A 17,808-nucleotide genomic window follows, 5' to 3' on the forward strand; every position below is an offset into this window, starting at 1 on the left:
ACCTGACTCCCCTTGATATTTCAAAGGTGATGTTGCGCTTAGAACAGCAAGTGAGCAACACCCGCAATCACTGGCAGCGTCACTAAGGTACGCAGGATAAACACCACGAATAACTCAATAAAGTTTACCGGAATTTTACTGCCGATCAGCAGTGCGCCCACTTCACTCATATAAATCAACTGAGTCACAGATAACGCCGCAATCACAAAGCGAGTCATATCCGACTCAATTGAGCTTGCGAGGATCGACGGAATAAACATATCGGCAAAGCCAACAACGATAGTTTTAGAGGCTTCAGTCGCTTCAGGAATATGCAGTAATTCAAGTAATGGAATAAATGGCATACCTAAATAGTTAAAGATGGGCGTATGTTCGGCGATAATCAGTGCCAGAGTACCGATTGCCATTACCACGGGGATAATGCCAAACACCATATCAACAACGTTTTTAATACCCTCATGTAAGACGGTTTTAATTCCTCCTGCACTGGCGGCTTTTTCTAAAGCTTTATCAAAGCCCCAAGAAAAAGCACTGTGCCCCGTTGGAATAATTTCATCATCGGGTTTACGGGGGGTATCGTCGATGTAATGATCTTTTTTCCACGAAAGAGGCGGTAACTTTGGCACAATCACTGCGGCGGCAAAACCCGCTAAGCACACGGTTAAGTAAAAGGGCACAAACATATGCTCTAACTTCACTTGTGAGATCACCACTAAGCTGAAGGTGATTGATACTGCGGAGAAAGTGGTGCCAATAACCGCGGCTTCTCTCTGGGTATAAAAGCGTGCTTCGTATTGCTTGCTGGTGAGTAGAATCCCCACGCTGCCATCACCTAACCACGAAGCCATACAGTCGATAGCACTGCGACCCGGTAGATTGAATACGGGGCGCATAATCTTAGTTAATAGCGTGCCAAAAAGTTCGAGCAGACCAAAGTTGAGTAGTAGCGGTAACAACATTCCTGCAAATATAAATACGCAAAATAACACTGGCAGCAGGTCATTTAAAACCAGCGCACCAGTGCTTGATGAGTTAATCACTTCAGGGCCAATAACACCGTAAGTGAGTACGATAAACACGGCACCCACAATACGAGTGGTTAGCCATAAAGGGCTAATATTGAGTAGTCCATTGAGAAAATGGTTATTAAGGACAAACTTAGGTTGAACTATTTTTGTGAGCAATGAGGCCAAAGCCATTGCCACGACAATAATAGTCACTATTAAAGTGAGTACTTCACTCAATGCACTTTGTAATGCTTTAGATATAATAGCGATAGGGATAGTGATCGCATCGTTGTAGCTGAGTGGGGTCATAAACAGCAGCAGACCTATCAGCGAAGGGACGATAAAGGTGAGTATCGTCTTCATATTGCGGTTTTTATGTTCAGTAGCCAATGGTGTACACCTTAAAGTACGAGTCGCACAAAATAAATTTGAATAAGCCGCAGTCCAAACTGTTTTTAATGCCAGTTAAGGTGCATTTTCATTCAACTCAAAAACGAGAAGGGGGAAGATTACTCGCTTCGCCTTCCTATGTAAAACGATTCGCTGGTTAGTTTGATATAAGCAGCAAAACAGCATAGTTATTTTTTACGTACTCCACTTTAGTCTATAGTCATTTTTATCAAGCTATCACTATGCTATATTAAATTAATCAATTGGTTAGCTCGTTATTGTTCATGCACTTTTTATAAGCGTATTATCGTGTCACCGATTATGTGATCTGTTCAGGATCGAGTAAAAAATATCATGTTCAGGACATGAAATGCAGCCCATGGCGATTTTTTAGTCGTTATTGCCAACTTGCTGGAGGGGAATAGCAAAATAGCATGACCAGCCGCAGGCGTGGCCCGTTTTAACCTTGATATGACGTTACTGTTGAGCGAGATTACATTTTTATGCGCAGTGTAGTGGCATGCTCAATCGTTTTATTGGTTTTTCTGGGAAGCTATTGTTCTGCTTAAGGATGACTAAAAAATCAAAAATTATGGAGAAAGTAAAAAATTATCATAAAGCGGATGTGTGCCGCTTTAAATCTTTCTATTTCCATGTAAGTTAATGTTATTCCCATTCGCTAATTTACTTATGACTGTTACGATAAGAAGCGTCAAATGAAAAAGAGTTCTGCACTTGCCACTAAATTTGGTTTTCTTGGTATCTTTGGGTTATTGCTCGGGATTATTGTGTCGGTATTGGGTTTTCATTCTTCAAATGAGCAGTATTTCAACTTTCTCAATCATACTTTAAGTGAATTAGGGACATATGGACATTCTCCCTTCGCAGTTATCCTAAATGGTGGATTATTCTTCGGCAGTTTAAGTATCGTTTTTTATTGTTTGTCTTCATTACAGAATGTCACTTCATGTTGGGGATATCCTTTTTTTATCTGTTTAGCCCTAACCTTCTTTGCGTTAGCTTGGGTCGGTTTATTCCCCGTTAATGTATACCATTTACATATTTTAGGGCTGAAATGGTTTTTTTATTTTGGCAGCCTAAGTGCAATATTCTATTTAATCTTGGCCAGTGTTGGCCGTTCTGCATTCGGACGTTGGACTTGGTTATTAGCCTTGATAGTGCTCTGTAGCATGATGATGTTTTTGTACGCGCCGCAATTGGAATTGGGCTTAACAGAAGGCGATAGGCCTTTCTATCAAGAAATGGTGCAACAACTTCCAAGACCCACACCATGGTGGCCAGCGCTACTAGAATGGATAGGGCTTGGTAGTTTATTGTGTTGGATGACGGTACTGCTTTTAAGTCAACTAACCTATAACCCAAAGGTTGATCATTGAGGCTGACTTAGTTGGCGTCAGTTACTAGGTTGCGTGATGAATAGTCAGGCCAGCTTCACCAAACCAATAACCATCACATTGTTCACCCTTTATAGGAGCATTGAGTGCCATTTCAGACGTGTTAAGGGCTTCGATTAAACTTTCGGCTCGCACGATCGATTCTGTACCGCTAGGTGAGACTCTAAATACATCCACTCCCATTGTATTCATTGCTGCGATTTCACTGCTTAAATCTAAACAAGCTGCAGATTGGGTTTGAATACCATTAAGCCTTAATAGCGGCTGCATCTCTTGGGTTTGAGCGAGCAGCCCCTTGCTATATTGGCGGCAAATTGTTTCACAACTGTCTTTAGTGAGTTGTTTGTGTCTTGCAGTAAAACAGCGCGCTGAATGAGCCAGAGGTAAATAGCCATGGCCAAAAACTTCTACCTCAAAAGTGGGTTTATTCTGTATGACTTGTTGTAGCCAAGCTTTAGATAATTCCACAGGCATCACAAATCGTTGCATACCAAAGCCATGTAAAATATCTAGGCTAGCTCGGTTATAGTTGTTGATACTCGCACCGCAGACAAAGGGTAATTTGTGTTCTTTGGCGAGGTAGACTGCAGCCATGTCATTAGCTTCTATCATCAATTCGCCATTATCGACTTGACGCTTAAGCTCGGTATATTCCGATGACGCTTCAATTAATGCCAGTGTTGAAATCACCACTTCTTTACCAGCCTGCTTGAGCATTTGCGCAAGCTCAAAATAATCCCCCCATTTGAGTTCGCGTCTACGGCTACAGACAGCTTCTCCTAAATAGACGAGCGGAATTTGGCTGGCTGCAACTTGTTGGTAAAAGGCCATGACCTGTTGTTTTTGCCAGCAATACAGTAATGGTCCTAGGGAAATACGCATAACTCTTCCTTACTTTCAGTCTGTTGGTTGAGCATTTCTGCTTATTGCCAGTTGCGCTCGTAGGCACCAAGCGTTGTTATCTGCCCTTCAGAAACCTTCGCTAAGGCCTGTTCCCAATGGGGTTGACTGTGAAATTTATCGGGATTTTCCAGATAGGTATCGATGGCTTGACGCCAGACTTTAGTCACTTGCTCAACATAAGCAGGGCTACGCTGACGGCCTTCAATTTTTAAGGACACTATGCCAGCCTTAGCCAGTTCAGGCAGAAGGCTTAAGGTGTTTAAACTGGTCGGAGACTCAAGTAAATACTGGGGCGAGTCCTGATCTTCGGTGAGATAACGGCCTTTACAGACCACGGGGTAACCCATTTGCTCATCTAAGGCTGATTTATCAATAAGCACATCATTGAGTCGAGTTAATCTATCTTGTCCTTCTTCTTGCCAGCGTACGTGTTTGGCTGGCGAACAAGAACCGCCCGTGTTGGGCGATTGCCCAGTAACATAGGAGGACAGATGACACCGCCCTTCAGCCATAATGCACAGACTGCCAAAGGCGAACACTTCTAAATCTACGGGGCTGACTTTAGCAAGATCGCGCACTTGTTTCATCGAGAGCACCCGAGGTAAAACCACGCGGGCAATATTGAAGGCGTCTTTATAAAAACTCAGGGCACCCAGATTGGTCGCGCTTGCCTGCACAGAAAGATGCAGTGGCAACTGCGGATAATGTTTATGGGCATAATCGAGCAAAGAAAGATCGGCAACAATCAATGCATCCATATTGAGTTTGGCGGCTAAATCTATTGCTTGATACCAACGGTGTTCTTCACCTGGTTTTGGAAATGTGTTTAAGGTTAAAAAGATTTTCTTACCGCGTATATGTGTAAGCTCAGTGGCTTCCTGTAGCTTTGCTGGGGTGAAGTTTAATCCCGCAAATGAACGTGCATTGGTATCGTCTTTTAACCCTAGATACACAGCGTCTGCACCGGCTTGCAGTGCCGATTTGAGTGAGGCCAAATTGCCTGCTGGACACAAAAGCTCCATATTTATGCTCCCGATAAATAGATAGCCGCTGAGTTTAGGCAAGATTGAATCGTGGTGAATTGATTTAAAACAGGTTTAAGATCATAAAATCCCGCTAAACTGGGACATATCGTGTTTTATTTTTGTAGGATATTGATTATGTCCGCTGTTTTTTCAGCAAAATTAGCAAAACAACTCCTTGAAATTACACCTAAGTTGATGAGTTTTCCCCTCGCAAAAGTCCCTTTTAGCCTTAAGGCGAAAGTGATTAGCCAATTGCTTGGGCTTTTGCTTGCTTCGCAGGCAGCGGATGATGAACTGGACTTTTTAGCAGGAAAATGGGTTGCTATTCGAGTTGAGGATTTACACCTGAATTTTGAAGTGACTTTTGATGGCCAATGGCAAGTGAGAGAGTTAACTCAGGCGCAGGTTACCTTTAGTGCCAACTCCGCAGAGTTAGTGTTAGTTGCAGCAGCCAAAGAAGACCCTGACACGTTATTTTTTCAGCGTAAGCTGAATATTGAAGGGGATACAGAATTGGGGCTTGAGGTGAAAAACCTATTACTCAGTATCGAATTTTCAACAATGCCAACGCCGATACGTCTGAGTATCGAAAAGCTGGCAGCGATCATTGAGCGATTACAAATAGAGGCTAAGCCAACGGTGATTCTGAGTAAATCCCCCAGTTTTAACTAGGGCGTGTTGATATTTCGAGATTAATATTGTTTGGTAGGGATAAAGCAAAAGCCCTGAGTTTACTCTCAGGGCTTTTTGATTAGTGGCACCTATAACTAGATCTTTTGTGTTAGCACTGCAAATTTGACTAACAGTTCGTCCTGCGACTCAACATGATTCGGATCGGGGTCGATACAATCAATTGGGCAAACAGAGACGCAGGTCGGTTTATCATAATGACCAACGCATTCAGTGCAGCGATCAGGGTCGATTTCATAGATCTCTTCACCCATAGTGATCGCCTGATTAGGACACTCAGGCTCGCACATGTCGCAGTTGATGCAGCTATCGTCGATCAGTAATGCCATACCTTAACCTAGTTCATGTGGGTTGCGAGTATCCTGACCTTGGGGCAGGTTACGCAGTAAAATACCGTGGCTTAAATCGACTTCCTTCGGTACGGGCAGATATACAGTGTGCCCTGAACCAAGACCAGCTTCAACCGCTTCAGCTTTGCGATTTTCTAGGTGTTCAATTGTTAGGTTCATATTACCCTGCGGCGTCATTAGCTCGACACTGTCACCCACGGAAAACTTGTTTTTTACTTCGATTTCAGCAAGGCCTGCTAGGTTACGTTTGCCTGTCAGTTCACCCACAAATTGTTGTGTGTCACTGACCGAGTAACCATAGTCGTAGTTTTGATATTCATCATGCACATGGCGACGTAAAAAGCCTTCGGTATAGCCGCGATGGGCGAGCCCTTCTAACTGGTTCATCAGGCTACGATCAAAGGTCTTACCCGATGCGGCATCTTCAATGGCTTGGCGATAGAGCTGCGCTGTACGTGCGACATAATAGAAAGATTTAGTACGGCCTTCGATTTTAAGAGAGTCTATGCCCATTTTGGTTAGGCGTTCAACGTGTTGAATCGCCCGTAAGTCTTTAGAGTTCATGATATAAGTACCATGTTCATCTTCAAAGGCAGGCATATATTCGCCGGGACGATTGGCTTCCTGTAGTAGGAAGATTTGATCCGTTGGCGCGCCTGCACCTAAGGTGGTTGGCGTTTCGATTTGTACCGCATTAGGCATAGCAATAATATCGCCACTGTCGTTTTGCTGCGCTTCGTGTACATCGTATTTCCAGCGACAAGCGTTAGTACAAGTGCCTTGGTTAGGATCGCGTTTGTTGATATAACCCGAGAGTAAACAACGGCCAGAATAGGCCATACACAGAGCGCCATGGACAAACACTTCGAGTTCAATATCAGGGCAGCGCTGACGAATTTCTTCAATTTCATCTAAGGACAATTCGCGGGACAGGATCACGCGCTTAATCCCTTGGGTTTGCCAAAACTTGACCGAGGCCCAGTTGATGGCATTCGCCTGCACGGATAAATGCACCACTTGATCGGGAAAGGCCTCACGCACCATCATGATTAAACCCGGATCGGACATGATCAGCGCATCTGGCTTCATCGCCACCACGGGTTCCATGTCCTTAATATAGGTTTTGAGCTTGGCATTGTGGGGGGCAATATTGCTGACCACATAGAGCTTTTTACCGAGCGCATGGGCTTCTTCAATCCCGGTGGCAAGGTTTTCCATCTTAAAGTCGTTATTACGTACCCTTAAGCTATATCTTGGCTGACCGGCATACACTGCATCTGCACCATAGGCAAAGGCGTAGCGCATATTTTTCAGCGTCCCGGCAGGGGATAGTAGCTCTGGTTTAAACATAATGACTCTCGAATTGATTAGTACGATAGAGGCGCAGTGCGCGGGGGCGGCATTTTACACAATGGGGGTAGGGTTATGCAAATGGCGGCGCCTAACTTTAGTTGTTCTTCACACTTTGCGAATATAAGCGTTTTAATCTTTAAGATATGGGTGAGAAAAGTGTTCTACGGGGAAAATGAATACTGTCATCTTACAAATTATTAACCTCTGCTGCTTTTTCTACCCATCTCATCACAGCCAACTGATATACTCCAACTATCCAATGTTTATGTTGATATGTTGATATGTTGATAGATTGATGGGAGCTAAGATGTCTACTGAACATCTACTGTTAGTCGGACTATTAAAAAAACTAAAAGAGGATGTCCTCGTGTTACCTACCTTGCCAGAAGTGGCAATGCGGGTGCAGGAAGTTGTCGGGCGCCCAGATGCAAGCCTTAAACAAGTGGCTGAAGTGATAGGCCAGGATGCGGCGATTTCAGCTCGTATTATCAAAGTGGCCAATAGTGCTTTATACAGCCGTGGTGTTCCCGCAGAAAGTATTAGTGGCGCGGTTTCCCGAATTGGGTTAATTCAGATCAAAAGTATTGCGACTTCTGTGGCGATGGAGCAACTCTTTATCTCCACCAATGAAATGGTGTGGGAAGTGATGGATGAAGTGTGGCGTACTTCGATTGATGTTACTGCCGCAGCTTGCGCTATATTGCACATGTACAATAAAAGTAAACCCAATAGTGGGCTTAACTTTGACACTCTAACCTTGGCGGGATTAGTCCATAATATTGGTGCTTTACCCGTGCTTACCGAGGCTGAGACACATCCAGAGTTGTTTGCCAGTATCGAACAATTAAGATCTTTAGTGCGAAAAATGCAGGGCCCGCTTGGGCGCGCAGTATTAAAAAGTTGGGACTTTGCACCTGACGTTATGGCCGTAGTTGAACGTTGGGCCGATTTGCCTTATCTACCAGAACATGTCACTTACTTAGATTTTATCCGTGCAGCCGCTTTTTATACTGGTGAATTACGTGCAGGTACCGAGCTTGAACAGCGCCTTGATGTGTTTGTTGCTAGGGGATTACCTGTGACAGCGGATGCGTTAGCCAGTGATGAGTTTATGGAAAAATTCCATTCAATTAGAGAAAGTTACCAATAGCAGTTAGGCTGCGCGCTAAGGTTGAGGCCTAGGTATGATCAGGATGGAATTTATCGCTATAGCATTGCTTATTATCCTGATAGGCGTGCTATATATTCTGCTGGCAAAATATCACTCGCAACGTCTGCAACAACGGTTTTTGGCTCAACTATGTTGTCAACTTGATCAGCAAAAGATTGAGCGTCGGCCCCTTAACATTTCTGCGGTTCCCCAAGAGTTTGCACCGCTTTATGATTCCTTAAATGAGATGCTAACCGCTCTGCCTGCTGGAATGGGTAAAGATAAGCTTACTGGGCTGAGTAATCGAGTGGGCCTAAAACGTACTTTAGCCACTATGATGCCGCTTACTCGAGGGACTATGGTTTTAGTTGATATTTATCGCTTTCGCTATGTTAATGATCTCTTTGGTTTTGTCTTTGGTGATATTTTACTCAAGCAGTTTGCTGAGCGTTTATATTCCCTAAGCCTTAATCCTAGATTCATTGCTCGTTTAAACGGTGATGAATTTTTTCTTTACTATGACCAAAACCTGACGGAAGAACAATTACTGCATTTACGTGGTCGTTTACAAGTGCCTTTTCGTATCAATGATACGCCAGTGAGTGTTCGTGTGCAGATAGGATGTTTGCAGCTTCAATCACATCATGCTGATGCAAGCCAAATGTTACGAAGGCTCGATCTTGCCCTTAAAAAAGCGCGTATAACACGCAGTGCTATTGCCTGTTACAGTGAGAATGATGATATAAGGCAACTGCGAGAACTCAAAATTATTGATAGTCTTCCTAAAGGGTTACAGCAAAATCATTTATATATGGTGTACCAACCTAAGCAAAATATACAAACGGGGTTGTGTACCCAAGTCGAAGCCTTAATACGTTGGCAGCATGAGGAGCTTGGGACTATCTCTCCTGGAGAATTTATTCCTCTGGCTGAATATGCCGGAATGATTGACTTGGTGAGTCAATGGGCCCTTGAACAGGTTTTAGCTCAACAGGCAAAATGGCGTACCGCGGGGATTAATTTATGTGTAGCGGTTAACCTTTCTACACGGGATCTAGACAGTGAAACCTTACCCCAAGAAATTGCATCGCGCCTTGCTTATTATCATTTACCTCCCGAATCTTTAATGATTGAAATTACGGAAAGTACGCTGATGGCTGACTTAAATAAAGCCGTAGAAACCCTAGATAAAATTCGTGCGTTAGGGGTTAGTCTCGCGATTGATGATTTTGGTACGGGCCATTCTTCTTTGGCTTATTTAAAGCATTTGCCTGTCAATGAAGTCAAAATTGATAAAGCCTTTTTACAGGATCTTGAACGGGATAAGGCATCTGAATATATCCTCGAAGCCAGTATCAATATCGCCAAAAAATTAGGTTATCAAGTGACTGTCGAAGGTATTGAAACGCTCGAGATTAGGGATAGGTTAGTGGCGATGGGCGTTGATACCCTGCAAGGTTTATATTACGCAAAGCCCATGAGTGCTGCTGAGCTTGAAATGAACTGGGCACAGTTGCATTATGCGACGTAATTTGCCACTCAATCTAACCAGTTATGTAGTCGTTACTTAATGTCGTAATAGTGCAATATAGTGCACGTTAGTGTTATTCGTTTGAGTCGAAACCAAGGCTTAAGACGGCGATTAAATCTGCGGGCATAGGTGCTAGTTGGCGGGCTTTATTCATACATACCATCTCAATGGTTGCAGTAACCGCAGGCTTTTTACCCTGTGGACGCCAAATCTCTTGCAGCCATACAGTGCGGTACTTGCTTTCAAAATAAAACTGAGTACGCACATCAATAATATCGGCAAACTCTACACCTTCATGGCATACCATATCGGTACGATACACGGCAAAACCCAATTGACTTTGTTGCCATAGTGCATTTAACCGCTCAGCACCAATCACATGCTCACGGGCACGCTCGAAATATTTCAAAAAGTTAGGGTGGTAAACCACGCCAGAAAAATCGGTATCTTCGTAATAGATTTGTACAGGGAAGGAAAACGTAGAGCTAAATTTCGGCATGGGGTTATGGCTATTTTCGAGGGGTTTTATTGCCCGCTAGTTTAGCGGCTTATCTCTTAAAACAAAACCTATAAACAAAACTGCTAATACACAGAGACAAAACCCAGTCACCTATATTTATCACCTTTATCAGTAAGTAAAATCACCGAAAAGTCACACTATCATGCCTAATGTATAAATCCCTTCCTATACTGATCATTAAACATCTTTATCATGTTGATTAGCTAGGTTGAGAGTTTGATATGAACGAAATTAAAAAATCAGAAATATTGACTGAAAGTGGCACTAATGAACTCGAAATTATTGAGTTTCATCTGCATAAAGTCCTGCCTAACGGTGGGCATAAAGTGTGTCATTACGGTATTAATGTCGCCAAAGTGAGAGAAGTGATTAGGGTGCCAGAAACCTCAGATTACCCCAATGCCCAGCGGCATATGGTTGGGGTGTTTTCGCTGCGAGAAAAGCTGATCCCTTTAGTCGATCTTGCTGGTTGGTTAGGGATACCAACCCCTGCGGATTTAAGTCATAAAGTCGTTATTGTTACCGATTTTAATAAAATGATTAATGGTTTTTTAATTGATAGCGTTCGTAGTATTCATCGAGTGTCGTGGGAGCAGGTTGAATCACCGAGTCAATTTTTAGAAGCCGGTGAAAATGATTGTGTCGTTGCCGTAGTTCGTCGTGATGGCATGCTCATTATGATCTTGGATTTTGAGAAAATTATTGCCGACATTAATCCTGAACTGAGTATGGATAAGTACGATGTCACGCTCGATAGGAGTGTCGTGATTAACGAAAAAATGCTGGCAAAACGTGAAGCAAAAACGATTTTAATTGTCGATGATTCGGCTTTTATTCGTAAGATGATCGAAAATACCCTTCGCAGCGCAGGTTACAACATTATCACAGCCAAAGATGGTGGTGATGCCCTTGAAATGCTAATGGAATTTGAGACCCTTGCTGATCAAGATAATGCCTCTATTTCTGATTTTGTCAGCGCCATTATTACGGATGTTGAGATGCCTCGCATGGATGGCATGCATTTGGTGAAACGCTTAAGAGAATCTAAGGCGTACCGACAAATGCCGATTGTGATGTTTTCATCTCTTATGAGTGAAGATAACCGTATTAAAGCTATCTCATTAGGGGCAAATGATACTATCACTAAACCCGAAATTGGCCGTTTAGTCGGTATGATGGATAAGTACGTATTCGGAGAGTAATACCATTTCATTTAGCGGTGACATTTGAATATCAGGGATTCAAATAGTTGCTACCAACGTCTTGAGTGATTTTTGAATGGTGAATGCTATAAAAGTAAAAAGCCATATTCACCGAGGCGAATATGGCTTTTTTGTAGGGTAAACGCTCGACTAGCGAATGATCATTTGATCACGCTCAGGTCCTACAGAAACCATACTGACGCGCACACCCATTAACTCTTCAATACGTTCAACATAGTGTTGTGCGGCGACAGGCAGGCTTTCGAAAGTACGACAACCGGTAATATCTTCGTTCCAGCATGGCATTTGTTCATACACTGGGCTTAACGCCGCAGTTTGTGGCCAAATTGGGTTCTCAGTGTGTTCACCTTCATAGGCAACACAGATTTTTAGATCTTTCATACCAGAAAGACAATCAATCTTCGTCAGGGCGATTTCGGTTGCCGCTTGTAGTTCAACTCCATTACGGGTGGCAACAGCGTCAAAGTAACCCATATCACGTGGACGGCCTGTTGTTGCACCAAACTCGTTGGCATTTTCGCGGAAGGCGTCTTGCTCTTCCATTGCGGTCACTAAGGTGCCAGTACCCACAGATGAACTAAAGGCTTTCGCGACAGCAATTACACGCTCAGGACGCAGTGCGGGTAAACCGCTGCCGATACCCGCGTAAGCTGCCGTCACGTTTGAAGACGTAGTGTAAGGATATTCGCCGTAGACTAAGTCACGGCCAGCCCCTAATTGTGCTTCAAACAGTAAGCTAGCATCTTGTTTTTGTAATGCTTTTAATGGCTCAGTCACGTTACAAATAAATGGACGCCAAGGGGCTGTCACGTCTAATAACCATGCAGTCATTTCTGCGGCGGTTTGATTAAAATCGCAGCTTGGATAAAGTGCCTTTAACTGTGGCAATTTCCAGTCGAGCATAAATTGAATGCGCTCTTGCAGCACTTCAGGTTGGTTTAACCAGCCAACTAAAATGCCTTTTTTCATCACACGATCGCCATAGGCTGGTGCAATCCCTTGACGGGTTGAACCATAGGCGAGATCGCCAAGACGTTGTTCTTCTAAGGTATCTTCTAATGCATGCAATGGTAAGCATAGAGTAGCGCGGTCAGAAATACACAGTTTGACTTCAACACCTGTCGCTTGTACCTCAGCAATTTCTACACTGAGTTTTTCTGGGCTGATCACCATGCCTGGGCCTAATACTGCAATGCAGTTAGGGTTGAAAATGCCACTCGGTAATTGGTGTAATTTAAAGGTGCCGTAGTCGTTGACGACGGTATGTCCGGCGTTGTTACCGCCTTGAAAGCGAATACTGGCAGCGGCATCCGCAGCTAAATAATCTACGATGCGGCCTTTGCCTTCATCACCCCAATTTGCACCCACAACCACGATCGACGGCATAACAACATCTCCTCATTGATTAAGCGGTTATGCTAGACCTTCAGTAGGAATAAGAGAAATTAATTATAGTTATCGTGCTGATAAGAATTTCATATATAATTGGCGATAATTAACTCTATTTCTGTCGGGATGGTGGTGCAATGCTCGATCTTCATTGGTTAAAGACTTTTGTCACTTTGGCTGAATGTAAGCATTTTGGTAAGGCAGCCGCTGTGCTACATATGACTCAGCCCAATGTTAGCTTGCATATTAAGCAGTTAGAGCAAACCACTCGGGTAAAGTTGATTGACCGTAATCCCTTTCGATTGACACAGGCGGGATTTCGTTTGTTAGAAAGCAGCCAAAAAACTCTGATGGAATTACAAATTTGCCAGGCGGATTTGAATGCAATTAACGATCTTAGCCAAGGCACTCTCACCATAGCAGCGAGCGATATTATCTCGCGGTTACTCTTGATCCAACCGTTTCAGCTCTTTAAGGCGGAGTTCCCAGGAATTGACTTTTCACTGCTTAATACCACGTCTTCACAGGCCTCTGAGTTAGTGACCAATGCCGAAGCCGATTTAGGCTTTGTGATCGCGCAAAAGGAGAGTCAACCACTGCATTTTACTGAATTACAACAGATTAAATGGTGTGCCATCGGTGACCATTTGCAGCAATGGCAGCAAACAAAACTGTCCGTGGATACACCCTTAGCCGAGCAACCGACCTTGATTTTATTAGGCCATGATACGCGAACCCGCGAGTTATTGGACCCTGCGCTACCTTCCTTGAACTTACCCAATTATAGGATTATGGAAGTTGGCAGTGTTGACGCACAAATCGATTGGGCAGAGGCGGGATTTGGGGTAGCGATAGTGCCAGAGTTTTCTGTATATACGAAAGCGAATTTGACCACGAAAGTCACTCCTTTGCCGCAATTCCCTACAACGAGTTTAGGTTATATTGTGCGTCAAAATCAGATTTTGTCTAAAGCTATCAAGCAGTTGTTATATTGGGTGAATCAAGAAATTATTCGCTCGCAGCGATAGGACTCAATGAGAATAGTTTTTCATACTGGCCAGTGGCTTTGAGTTGGGATAAACCAGCATCAAGTTGGCTTGCTAGGGTATGTGCCTGTGGATTTTCCTTTGAGAAAGCCAGATAAATATCACTGCTGTGATTAGCAAATATTGGAATGATTTCATCATCAACGCCCATTGTCTGAAGGTTATCCTTCGCGACTAAATCGAACATCAATGCGGTATCTATACGACCAATTAATAGTAAATTAATGAGTTGTAGTTGGTTGGCTACAGCAACAATATTAAGCTGTTGTTGTTTAACGAGCGCAGGAAAATCATCGCCATATTCATAGCTTTTAACGATCCCAACAACTGTACCTCTAGGGAGAGCCCATTTATTGTCTGCCAGAATTGATTTTTGTTTCTTTTGATAAAAAGAGGCTGTTGCAACAAATAAAGGGAACTGTCCAAAAACAAAACGTTGTTCAGTGCTCGCTTCGCGGGTGACATTGAACACACCATCTACATCACCTTTCTCTGCCATCATTAAGGCGCGGGTATAGGGAACGACTAAGCTATTAATTTCAATTTGAGATTGTTTAAAAGCGGCTTTGATTAAGCGATGGGAAATACCTTGGCCAAACTGATTAGCAAAAGGAGGCCAGCTATCTTCGGCGGCTAAGATAATAGTCTTGTCTTGAGCGACTAGGGGTATGGCATCTGTTTCTTGAGCCATTGCTATACCATAAAAGTGAGTAAGAGATAGCAAAACGGCGGCGAGTATAAATGAAAAGCGCAAATTATATGCTCGCTGTATTTTCATACTGACGTTACTCCCTATCCGCATTTTGCATCCATTTTACTTTGCTCAAGATAGGGCGTTTATAACATAACTGTTTATAGGTAGGCTAATGATATTAGGGCGGTATATTTATTTTGTGAAATGTATGGCTAATAAAAAATTTCTCATGAGTTTGTGATCTCTGCGGATGATTTTAATTAAATCAATCATTAGTATAATCTGATTGAATAAAATCTAATGTAGCGTTTTGCAATGCCAGATAAAGTCGTAGAAGTCACCACCCATATGGCAAGCGGTTGGAAAGTCACCGCGCAGGTTCGTGAGCATCTTTTAGTGATAGATCAACCGAGTGCGACTAATGAAGGAGCAAATCCCTTAGAGACCTTTCTGTTTTCATTGGGAGGTTGTATTTCTGCGATTGCCAAGATGGTGGCGCGGGAAAGGCATATTGAGTTACGTCAGTTTGATGTGAATGTGCGTGCCCTAATGAACTCTACAGGTTTACTAGGCCAGCCTTCGGAAGATCCTGTGGGCTTTAAAGACATTACCATTAACGCCAGTATTGATGCTGACCTTTCAGAAGATCAGAAACGAGAGTTTTTAGATATTGTGTGTAATCGTTGCCCTGTGCATGACAATCTATTACGTCCCACACTTGTCACCCATGCGGTTAGAGACTAAAAATTCGTGGAAAATCCCCTCTGCAAAGGCAGAGGGGATGGTGTTCTGGCAATGGCTCTGAATCCGTTAAGCTCAAGTAGCGTCTTTATCATTATGATTGATGTGATTCCGTGGAAAGTTAGCGAGTGTCAACTCTGCTACTTGACGCAGTTCATTTGGGCAAATTCCATTGGTCGCTTGCACGGCCATGCCTTGTAATACCGTGCCTATGTAACGTGCAAGCAAGAGCGGATCAGCATCCGCGGGTAAATCCCCTTCATCTTTGGCGCGTTGCAGCCGTTCGCACAGGGCGATTTCACCGTCGCGGCGTCGGTTAATTAACGTATCCTTGATAGCTTGCCCTGCTTCACTACAGGTGAGAGCGCCTTGGACAATCAAACATCCCTGAGGATGGCTTTTATCCACCAAAGAATCAGCGGCACCGAGTAGCATGGACTCGACGACCTGATAGGCGGTCTCTTTTTCCAGTGCAGGATAGAAAAATGCACAGGGACGCTGTTCATATAACTCTATTGCTTTGAGAAATAACTGTTCTTTATTGCCGAAGGCGGCATAAAGACTCGGTTTATTTATGCCCATCGCTTGGGTGAGATCGGTTAACGATGTACCTTCAAAGCCTTTGCGCCAGAAGACTTCTAAGGCTTTAGCTAATGCATCTTCAGTGTCAAAAGCTCGTGGGCGACCTACACAGGGCGTCTGGGTGACGGTTGACATCATTAGGCTCCTCCATTCTCAATTGCCCCTAGGATAGACATGGGTTTGGCCCATGTCCAGCCACACTTACTGACAGATGACTGACTAAGAAGAGTTGTTTACTGAGTCATCCAAGGTGTCACCTGAGTCTTGCATTCACTCCATATCAGTTGGTTTCGCTTCAATATTCATAAAAGACTTTGAGGATCAAATGTATGGATTTCTGCCTAATGGAATATTGCAGATGTAATGTAAATGCGTATTTTAAATTTAATACCAGTCGGTACATAAATTTGTTGACAGAGTCATTTTACGCTATATATTACCGTTCAGTACAGAATATTTTTTACCAGTCGGTATTTAATCGGTTTGGTTTGTAACACAGCGGCATGTGTGTGGTTCGAACAGCGTGAAATGCCCGCCACCTTGAGGATAGTAATATGATGAGTAACAAACCTTTACGAATAATGATGTTAACGGCGGTGGCGGCTTTCGTCCTTTCAGCTTGTGGTGAGCAAACAACGCAGCAGGGGCCTGCACCGACTGCACCTAAGGTGGATGTTGCTCAAGTATTGCATGAGCGAGTTACCGAATGGGATGAGTTTACTGGCCGTTTACAGGCACCAGAAAGTGTCACCCTTATCCCACGAGTATCTGGTTACATTGAATCAGTAAATTTTAAAGAAGGCGCCTTAGTGAAGAAAGGTGACGTACTCTTTCGCATCGATCCAAGCGTGTTTGAAGTGGAAGTGGCCCGGTTAAAAGCGGATCTTGCTAGCGCTATTTCTGCTGAGCAACTGGCCACTAATGATTTGGAGCGTGCCCGTAAGTTATTTGATCAAAAGGCAGTTTCTGCAGAATTACTCGATACCCGTGAGTCAAACAAGCGCCAAACTGCGGCGGCGGTTGCGTCGGTGAAAGCAGCACTCATGCGCGCCGAGCTTGATTTAGCTTATACCCAAGTGCAAGCGCCGATTGATGGCCGCGTGTCCTACGCCAACGTCACAACGGGTAACTATGTCACTGCAGGGCAGAGTGTGCTAACCAGCTTGGTTTCTACGGCCAGCATGTATGCCTATTTCGATGTGGATGAACAAACCTACCTTAAATACGTAAAGCTAACAGCCGAGAAGAAACGTAACGATCCTCGTGCTGGTGATAACCCCGTGTATATGGCTTTAGCCAATGAGCGCGATTATCACCATATTGGCATGGTCGACTTTGTTGACAATGCGATGGATAAGCAGACGGGCACAATTCGAGTTAGAGCCACTTTTGACAATGAAGACAATAGATTATTGCCTGGCTTGTTTGCGCGTCTTCGCACCGCGGGCAGCGGCGCCTATGAGGGGATCTTGATCGACGATAAAGCCGTTGGCACAGATCTCAATAATAAGTTTGTGCTGGTCGTCGGTGATGATGGCACGGTCGAATATCGTGGCGTGACCTTAGGTGAGAAAGTTCAAGGGCTTCGTATCGTAACTCAAGGTTTAGCTGCTGAAGACAAGATCGTCGTCAACGGTATGCAGCGTGTTCGCCCTAAGATGCAAATTGAGCCAAATATGGTGGATATGGTCGACAGCGAGAAACTCGAAGCATTGCGCCAAGCCCAGTTAATGCTCGATAAAAACCAAGATCATTTGACGGCGCAAGCGGTTGAAACGGCGAGCCGCGGTTAAGGAATA

General features: G+C 43.8%; 17 protein-coding genes. 8 read left to right on the top strand and 9 right to left on the bottom strand.

The genetic code is table 11. The features are described 5' to 3' along the window. Positions 1-38: 38 nt before the first annotated feature. The gene (locus SPUTW3181_RS06210) at positions 39-1,397 is read right to left on the bottom strand and encodes a YjiH family protein (protein ID WP_041408080.1); all 1,359 of its coding nucleotides are present in this window, start codon (positions 1,395-1,397) and stop codon (positions 39-41) included. A 716-nt stretch (positions 1,398-2,113) separates the two neighbouring features. On the opposite strand from SPUTW3181_RS06210, the gene SPUTW3181_RS06215 reads away from it, so the two are divergent. Beyond that, positions 2,114-2,794 (top strand): hypothetical protein, encoded by a 681-nt coding sequence (locus SPUTW3181_RS06215; RefSeq protein ID WP_011788556.1) that lies wholly within the window; start codon positions 2,114-2,116, stop codon positions 2,792-2,794. A 24-nt stretch (positions 2,795-2,818) separates the two neighbouring features. Here the strand turns inward: SPUTW3181_RS06215 and SPUTW3181_RS06220 are convergent, their stop codons facing one another. After that, entirely contained in the window at positions 2,819-3,694 is an 876-nt protein-coding gene (locus SPUTW3181_RS06220) for a U32 family peptidase (RefSeq protein ID WP_011788557.1), read from the bottom strand. 41 nt (positions 3,695-3,735) lie between these two features. Beyond that, positions 3,736-4,737, bottom strand: coding sequence for a ubiquinone anaerobic biosynthesis protein UbiU (gene ubiU, locus SPUTW3181_RS06225; RefSeq protein ID WP_011788558.1), 1,002 nt, complete (start codon positions 4,735-4,737; stop codon positions 3,736-3,738). A gap of 138 nt (positions 4,738-4,875) precedes the next feature. Here ubiU and ubiT point away from each other — a divergent pair, with 138 nt between their 5' ends. Next, entirely contained in the window at positions 4,876-5,412 is a 537-nt protein-coding gene (gene ubiT, locus SPUTW3181_RS06230; RefSeq protein WP_011788559.1) for a ubiquinone anaerobic biosynthesis accessory factor UbiT, read from the top strand. Positions 5,413-5,507: 95 nt separating this feature from the next. On the opposite strand, the gene SPUTW3181_RS06235 is transcribed toward ubiT, so the two are convergent. Beyond that, positions 5,508-5,759 (bottom strand): YfhL family 4Fe-4S dicluster ferredoxin, encoded by a 252-nt coding sequence (locus SPUTW3181_RS06235; RefSeq protein ID WP_011788560.1) that lies wholly within the window; start codon positions 5,757-5,759, stop codon positions 5,508-5,510. A gap of 3 nt (positions 5,760-5,762) precedes the next feature. Continuing rightward, the gene (gene yegQ, locus SPUTW3181_RS06240; protein WP_011788561.1) at positions 5,763-7,130 is read right to left on the bottom strand and encodes a tRNA 5-hydroxyuridine modification protein YegQ; all 1,368 of its coding nucleotides are present in this window, start codon (positions 7,128-7,130) and stop codon (positions 5,763-5,765) included. A gap of 310 nt (positions 7,131-7,440) precedes the next feature. Here yegQ and SPUTW3181_RS06245 point away from each other — a divergent pair, with 310 nt between their 5' ends. Together SPUTW3181_RS06245 and SPUTW3181_RS06250 are read left to right on the top strand one after the other, a co-directional pair. Next, positions 7,441-8,283 (top strand): HDOD domain-containing protein, encoded by an 843-nt coding sequence (locus tag SPUTW3181_RS06245; RefSeq protein ID WP_011788562.1) that lies wholly within the window; start codon positions 7,441-7,443, stop codon positions 8,281-8,283. A 34-nt stretch (positions 8,284-8,317) separates the two neighbouring features. After that, the gene (locus SPUTW3181_RS06250) at positions 8,318-9,814 is read left to right on the top strand and encodes a putative bifunctional diguanylate cyclase/phosphodiesterase (RefSeq protein ID WP_011788563.1); all 1,497 of its coding nucleotides are present in this window, start codon (positions 8,318-8,320) and stop codon (positions 9,812-9,814) included. 73 nt (positions 9,815-9,887) lie between these two features. Here the strand turns inward: SPUTW3181_RS06250 and SPUTW3181_RS06255 are convergent, their stop codons facing one another. Continuing rightward, on the bottom strand, positions 9,888-10,313 hold the full coding sequence (locus SPUTW3181_RS06255) for a thioesterase family protein (protein WP_011788564.1): 426 nt from the start codon (positions 10,311-10,313) through the stop codon (positions 9,888-9,890). 242 nt (positions 10,314-10,555) lie between these two features. On the opposite strand from SPUTW3181_RS06255, the gene SPUTW3181_RS06260 reads away from it, so the two are divergent. Beyond that, positions 10,556-11,536, top strand: coding sequence for a chemotaxis protein (locus SPUTW3181_RS06260; protein WP_011788565.1), 981 nt, complete (start codon positions 10,556-10,558; stop codon positions 11,534-11,536). 150 nt (positions 11,537-11,686) lie between these two features. Here the strand turns inward: SPUTW3181_RS06260 and SPUTW3181_RS06265 are convergent, their stop codons facing one another. Next, on the bottom strand, positions 11,687-12,943 hold the full coding sequence (locus SPUTW3181_RS06265; RefSeq protein WP_011788566.1) for an adenylosuccinate synthase: 1,257 nt from the start codon (positions 12,941-12,943) through the stop codon (positions 11,687-11,689). A 140-nt stretch (positions 12,944-13,083) separates the two neighbouring features. Between SPUTW3181_RS06265 and SPUTW3181_RS06270 the strand changes: the two genes are divergently transcribed. Next, positions 13,084-13,974: a LysR family transcriptional regulator gene (locus SPUTW3181_RS06270; protein WP_011788567.1), complete on the top strand. Its 891-nt coding sequence runs from the start codon at positions 13,084-13,086 to the stop codon at positions 13,972-13,974. Here the strand turns inward: SPUTW3181_RS06270 and SPUTW3181_RS06275 are convergent. Next, positions 13,955-14,794, bottom strand: coding sequence for a substrate-binding periplasmic protein (locus SPUTW3181_RS06275; RefSeq protein WP_041408084.1), 840 nt, complete (start codon positions 14,792-14,794; stop codon positions 13,955-13,957). The two genes, SPUTW3181_RS06270 and SPUTW3181_RS06275, sit on opposite strands and share 20 nt — an antisense overlap. A 207-nt stretch (positions 14,795-15,001) precedes the next feature. On the opposite strand from SPUTW3181_RS06275, the gene SPUTW3181_RS06280 reads away from it, so the two are divergent. Further along, positions 15,002-15,430 carry an OsmC family protein gene (locus SPUTW3181_RS06280; protein WP_011788569.1) on the top strand — a complete coding sequence of 143 codons (429 nt, stop codon included), beginning with the start codon at positions 15,002-15,004 and terminating at the stop codon, positions 15,428-15,430. Between the two features lie 72 nt (positions 15,431-15,502). Here the strand turns inward: SPUTW3181_RS06280 and SPUTW3181_RS06285 are convergent, their stop codons facing one another. Next, complete coding sequence (locus tag SPUTW3181_RS06285) at positions 15,503-16,147, bottom strand: TetR/AcrR family transcriptional regulator (RefSeq protein ID WP_011788570.1); 645 nt, start codon at positions 16,145-16,147, stop codon at positions 15,503-15,505. Positions 16,148-16,563: 416 nt separating this feature from the next. Between SPUTW3181_RS06285 and SPUTW3181_RS06290 the strand changes: the two genes are divergently transcribed. Then, the gene (locus SPUTW3181_RS06290; protein ID WP_011788571.1) at positions 16,564-17,802 is read left to right on the top strand and encodes an efflux RND transporter periplasmic adaptor subunit; all 1,239 of its coding nucleotides are present in this window, start codon (positions 16,564-16,566) and stop codon (positions 17,800-17,802) included. Positions 17,803-17,808: the final 6 nt, after the last annotated feature.

The sequence above is a fragment of the Shewanella sp. W3-18-1 genome (genome assembly GCF_000015185.1).
In the GTDB taxonomy this organism is placed as follows: Bacteria; Pseudomonadota; Gammaproteobacteria; order Enterobacterales; family Shewanellaceae; genus Shewanella; species Shewanella putrefaciens.

Bases quoted from the DNA above. Each gene is read 5' to 3' on its own strand.
- SPUTW3181_RS06215 (WP_011788556.1), top strand. From the start codon at position 2,114: ATGAAAAAGAGTTCTGCACTTGCCACTAAATTTGGTTTTCTTGGTATC.
- SPUTW3181_RS06220 (WP_011788557.1), bottom strand. From the start codon at position 3,694: ATGCGTATTTCCCTAGGACCATTACTGTATTGCTGGCAAAAACAACAG.
- ubiU (WP_011788558.1), bottom strand. From the start codon at position 4,737: ATGGAGCTTTTGTGTCCAGCAGGCAATTTGGCCTCACTCAAATCGGCA.
- ubiT (WP_011788559.1), top strand. From the start codon at position 4,876: ATGTCCGCTGTTTTTTCAGCAAAATTAGCAAAACAACTCCTTGAAATT.
- SPUTW3181_RS06235 (WP_011788560.1), bottom strand. From the start codon at position 5,759: ATGGCATTACTGATCGACGATAGCTGCATCAACTGCGACATGTGCGAG.
- yegQ (WP_011788561.1), bottom strand. From the start codon at position 7,130: ATGTTTAAACCAGAGCTACTATCCCCTGCCGGGACGCTGAAAAATATG.
- SPUTW3181_RS06245 (WP_011788562.1), top strand. From the start codon at position 7,441: ATGTCTACTGAACATCTACTGTTAGTCGGACTATTAAAAAAACTAAAA.
- SPUTW3181_RS06250 (WP_011788563.1), top strand. From the start codon at position 8,318: ATGATCAGGATGGAATTTATCGCTATAGCATTGCTTATTATCCTGATA.
- SPUTW3181_RS06255 (WP_011788564.1), bottom strand. From the start codon at position 10,313: ATGCCGAAATTTAGCTCTACGTTTTCCTTCCCTGTACAAATCTATTAC.
- SPUTW3181_RS06260 (WP_011788565.1), top strand. From the start codon at position 10,556: ATGAACGAAATTAAAAAATCAGAAATATTGACTGAAAGTGGCACTAAT.
- SPUTW3181_RS06265 (WP_011788566.1), bottom strand. From the start codon at position 12,943: ATGCCGTCGATCGTGGTTGTGGGTGCAAATTGGGGTGATGAAGGCAAA.
- SPUTW3181_RS06270 (WP_011788567.1), top strand. From the start codon at position 13,084: ATGCTCGATCTTCATTGGTTAAAGACTTTTGTCACTTTGGCTGAATGT.
- SPUTW3181_RS06275 (WP_041408084.1), bottom strand. From the start codon at position 14,794: ATGCGGATAGGGAGTAACGTCAGTATGAAAATACAGCGAGCATATAAT.
- SPUTW3181_RS06280 (WP_011788569.1), top strand. From the start codon at position 15,002: ATGCCAGATAAAGTCGTAGAAGTCACCACCCATATGGCAAGCGGTTGG.
- SPUTW3181_RS06285 (WP_011788570.1), bottom strand. From the start codon at position 16,147: ATGATGTCAACCGTCACCCAGACGCCCTGTGTAGGTCGCCCACGAGCT.
- SPUTW3181_RS06290 (WP_011788571.1), top strand. From the start codon at position 16,564: ATGATGAGTAACAAACCTTTACGAATAATGATGTTAACGGCGGTGGCG.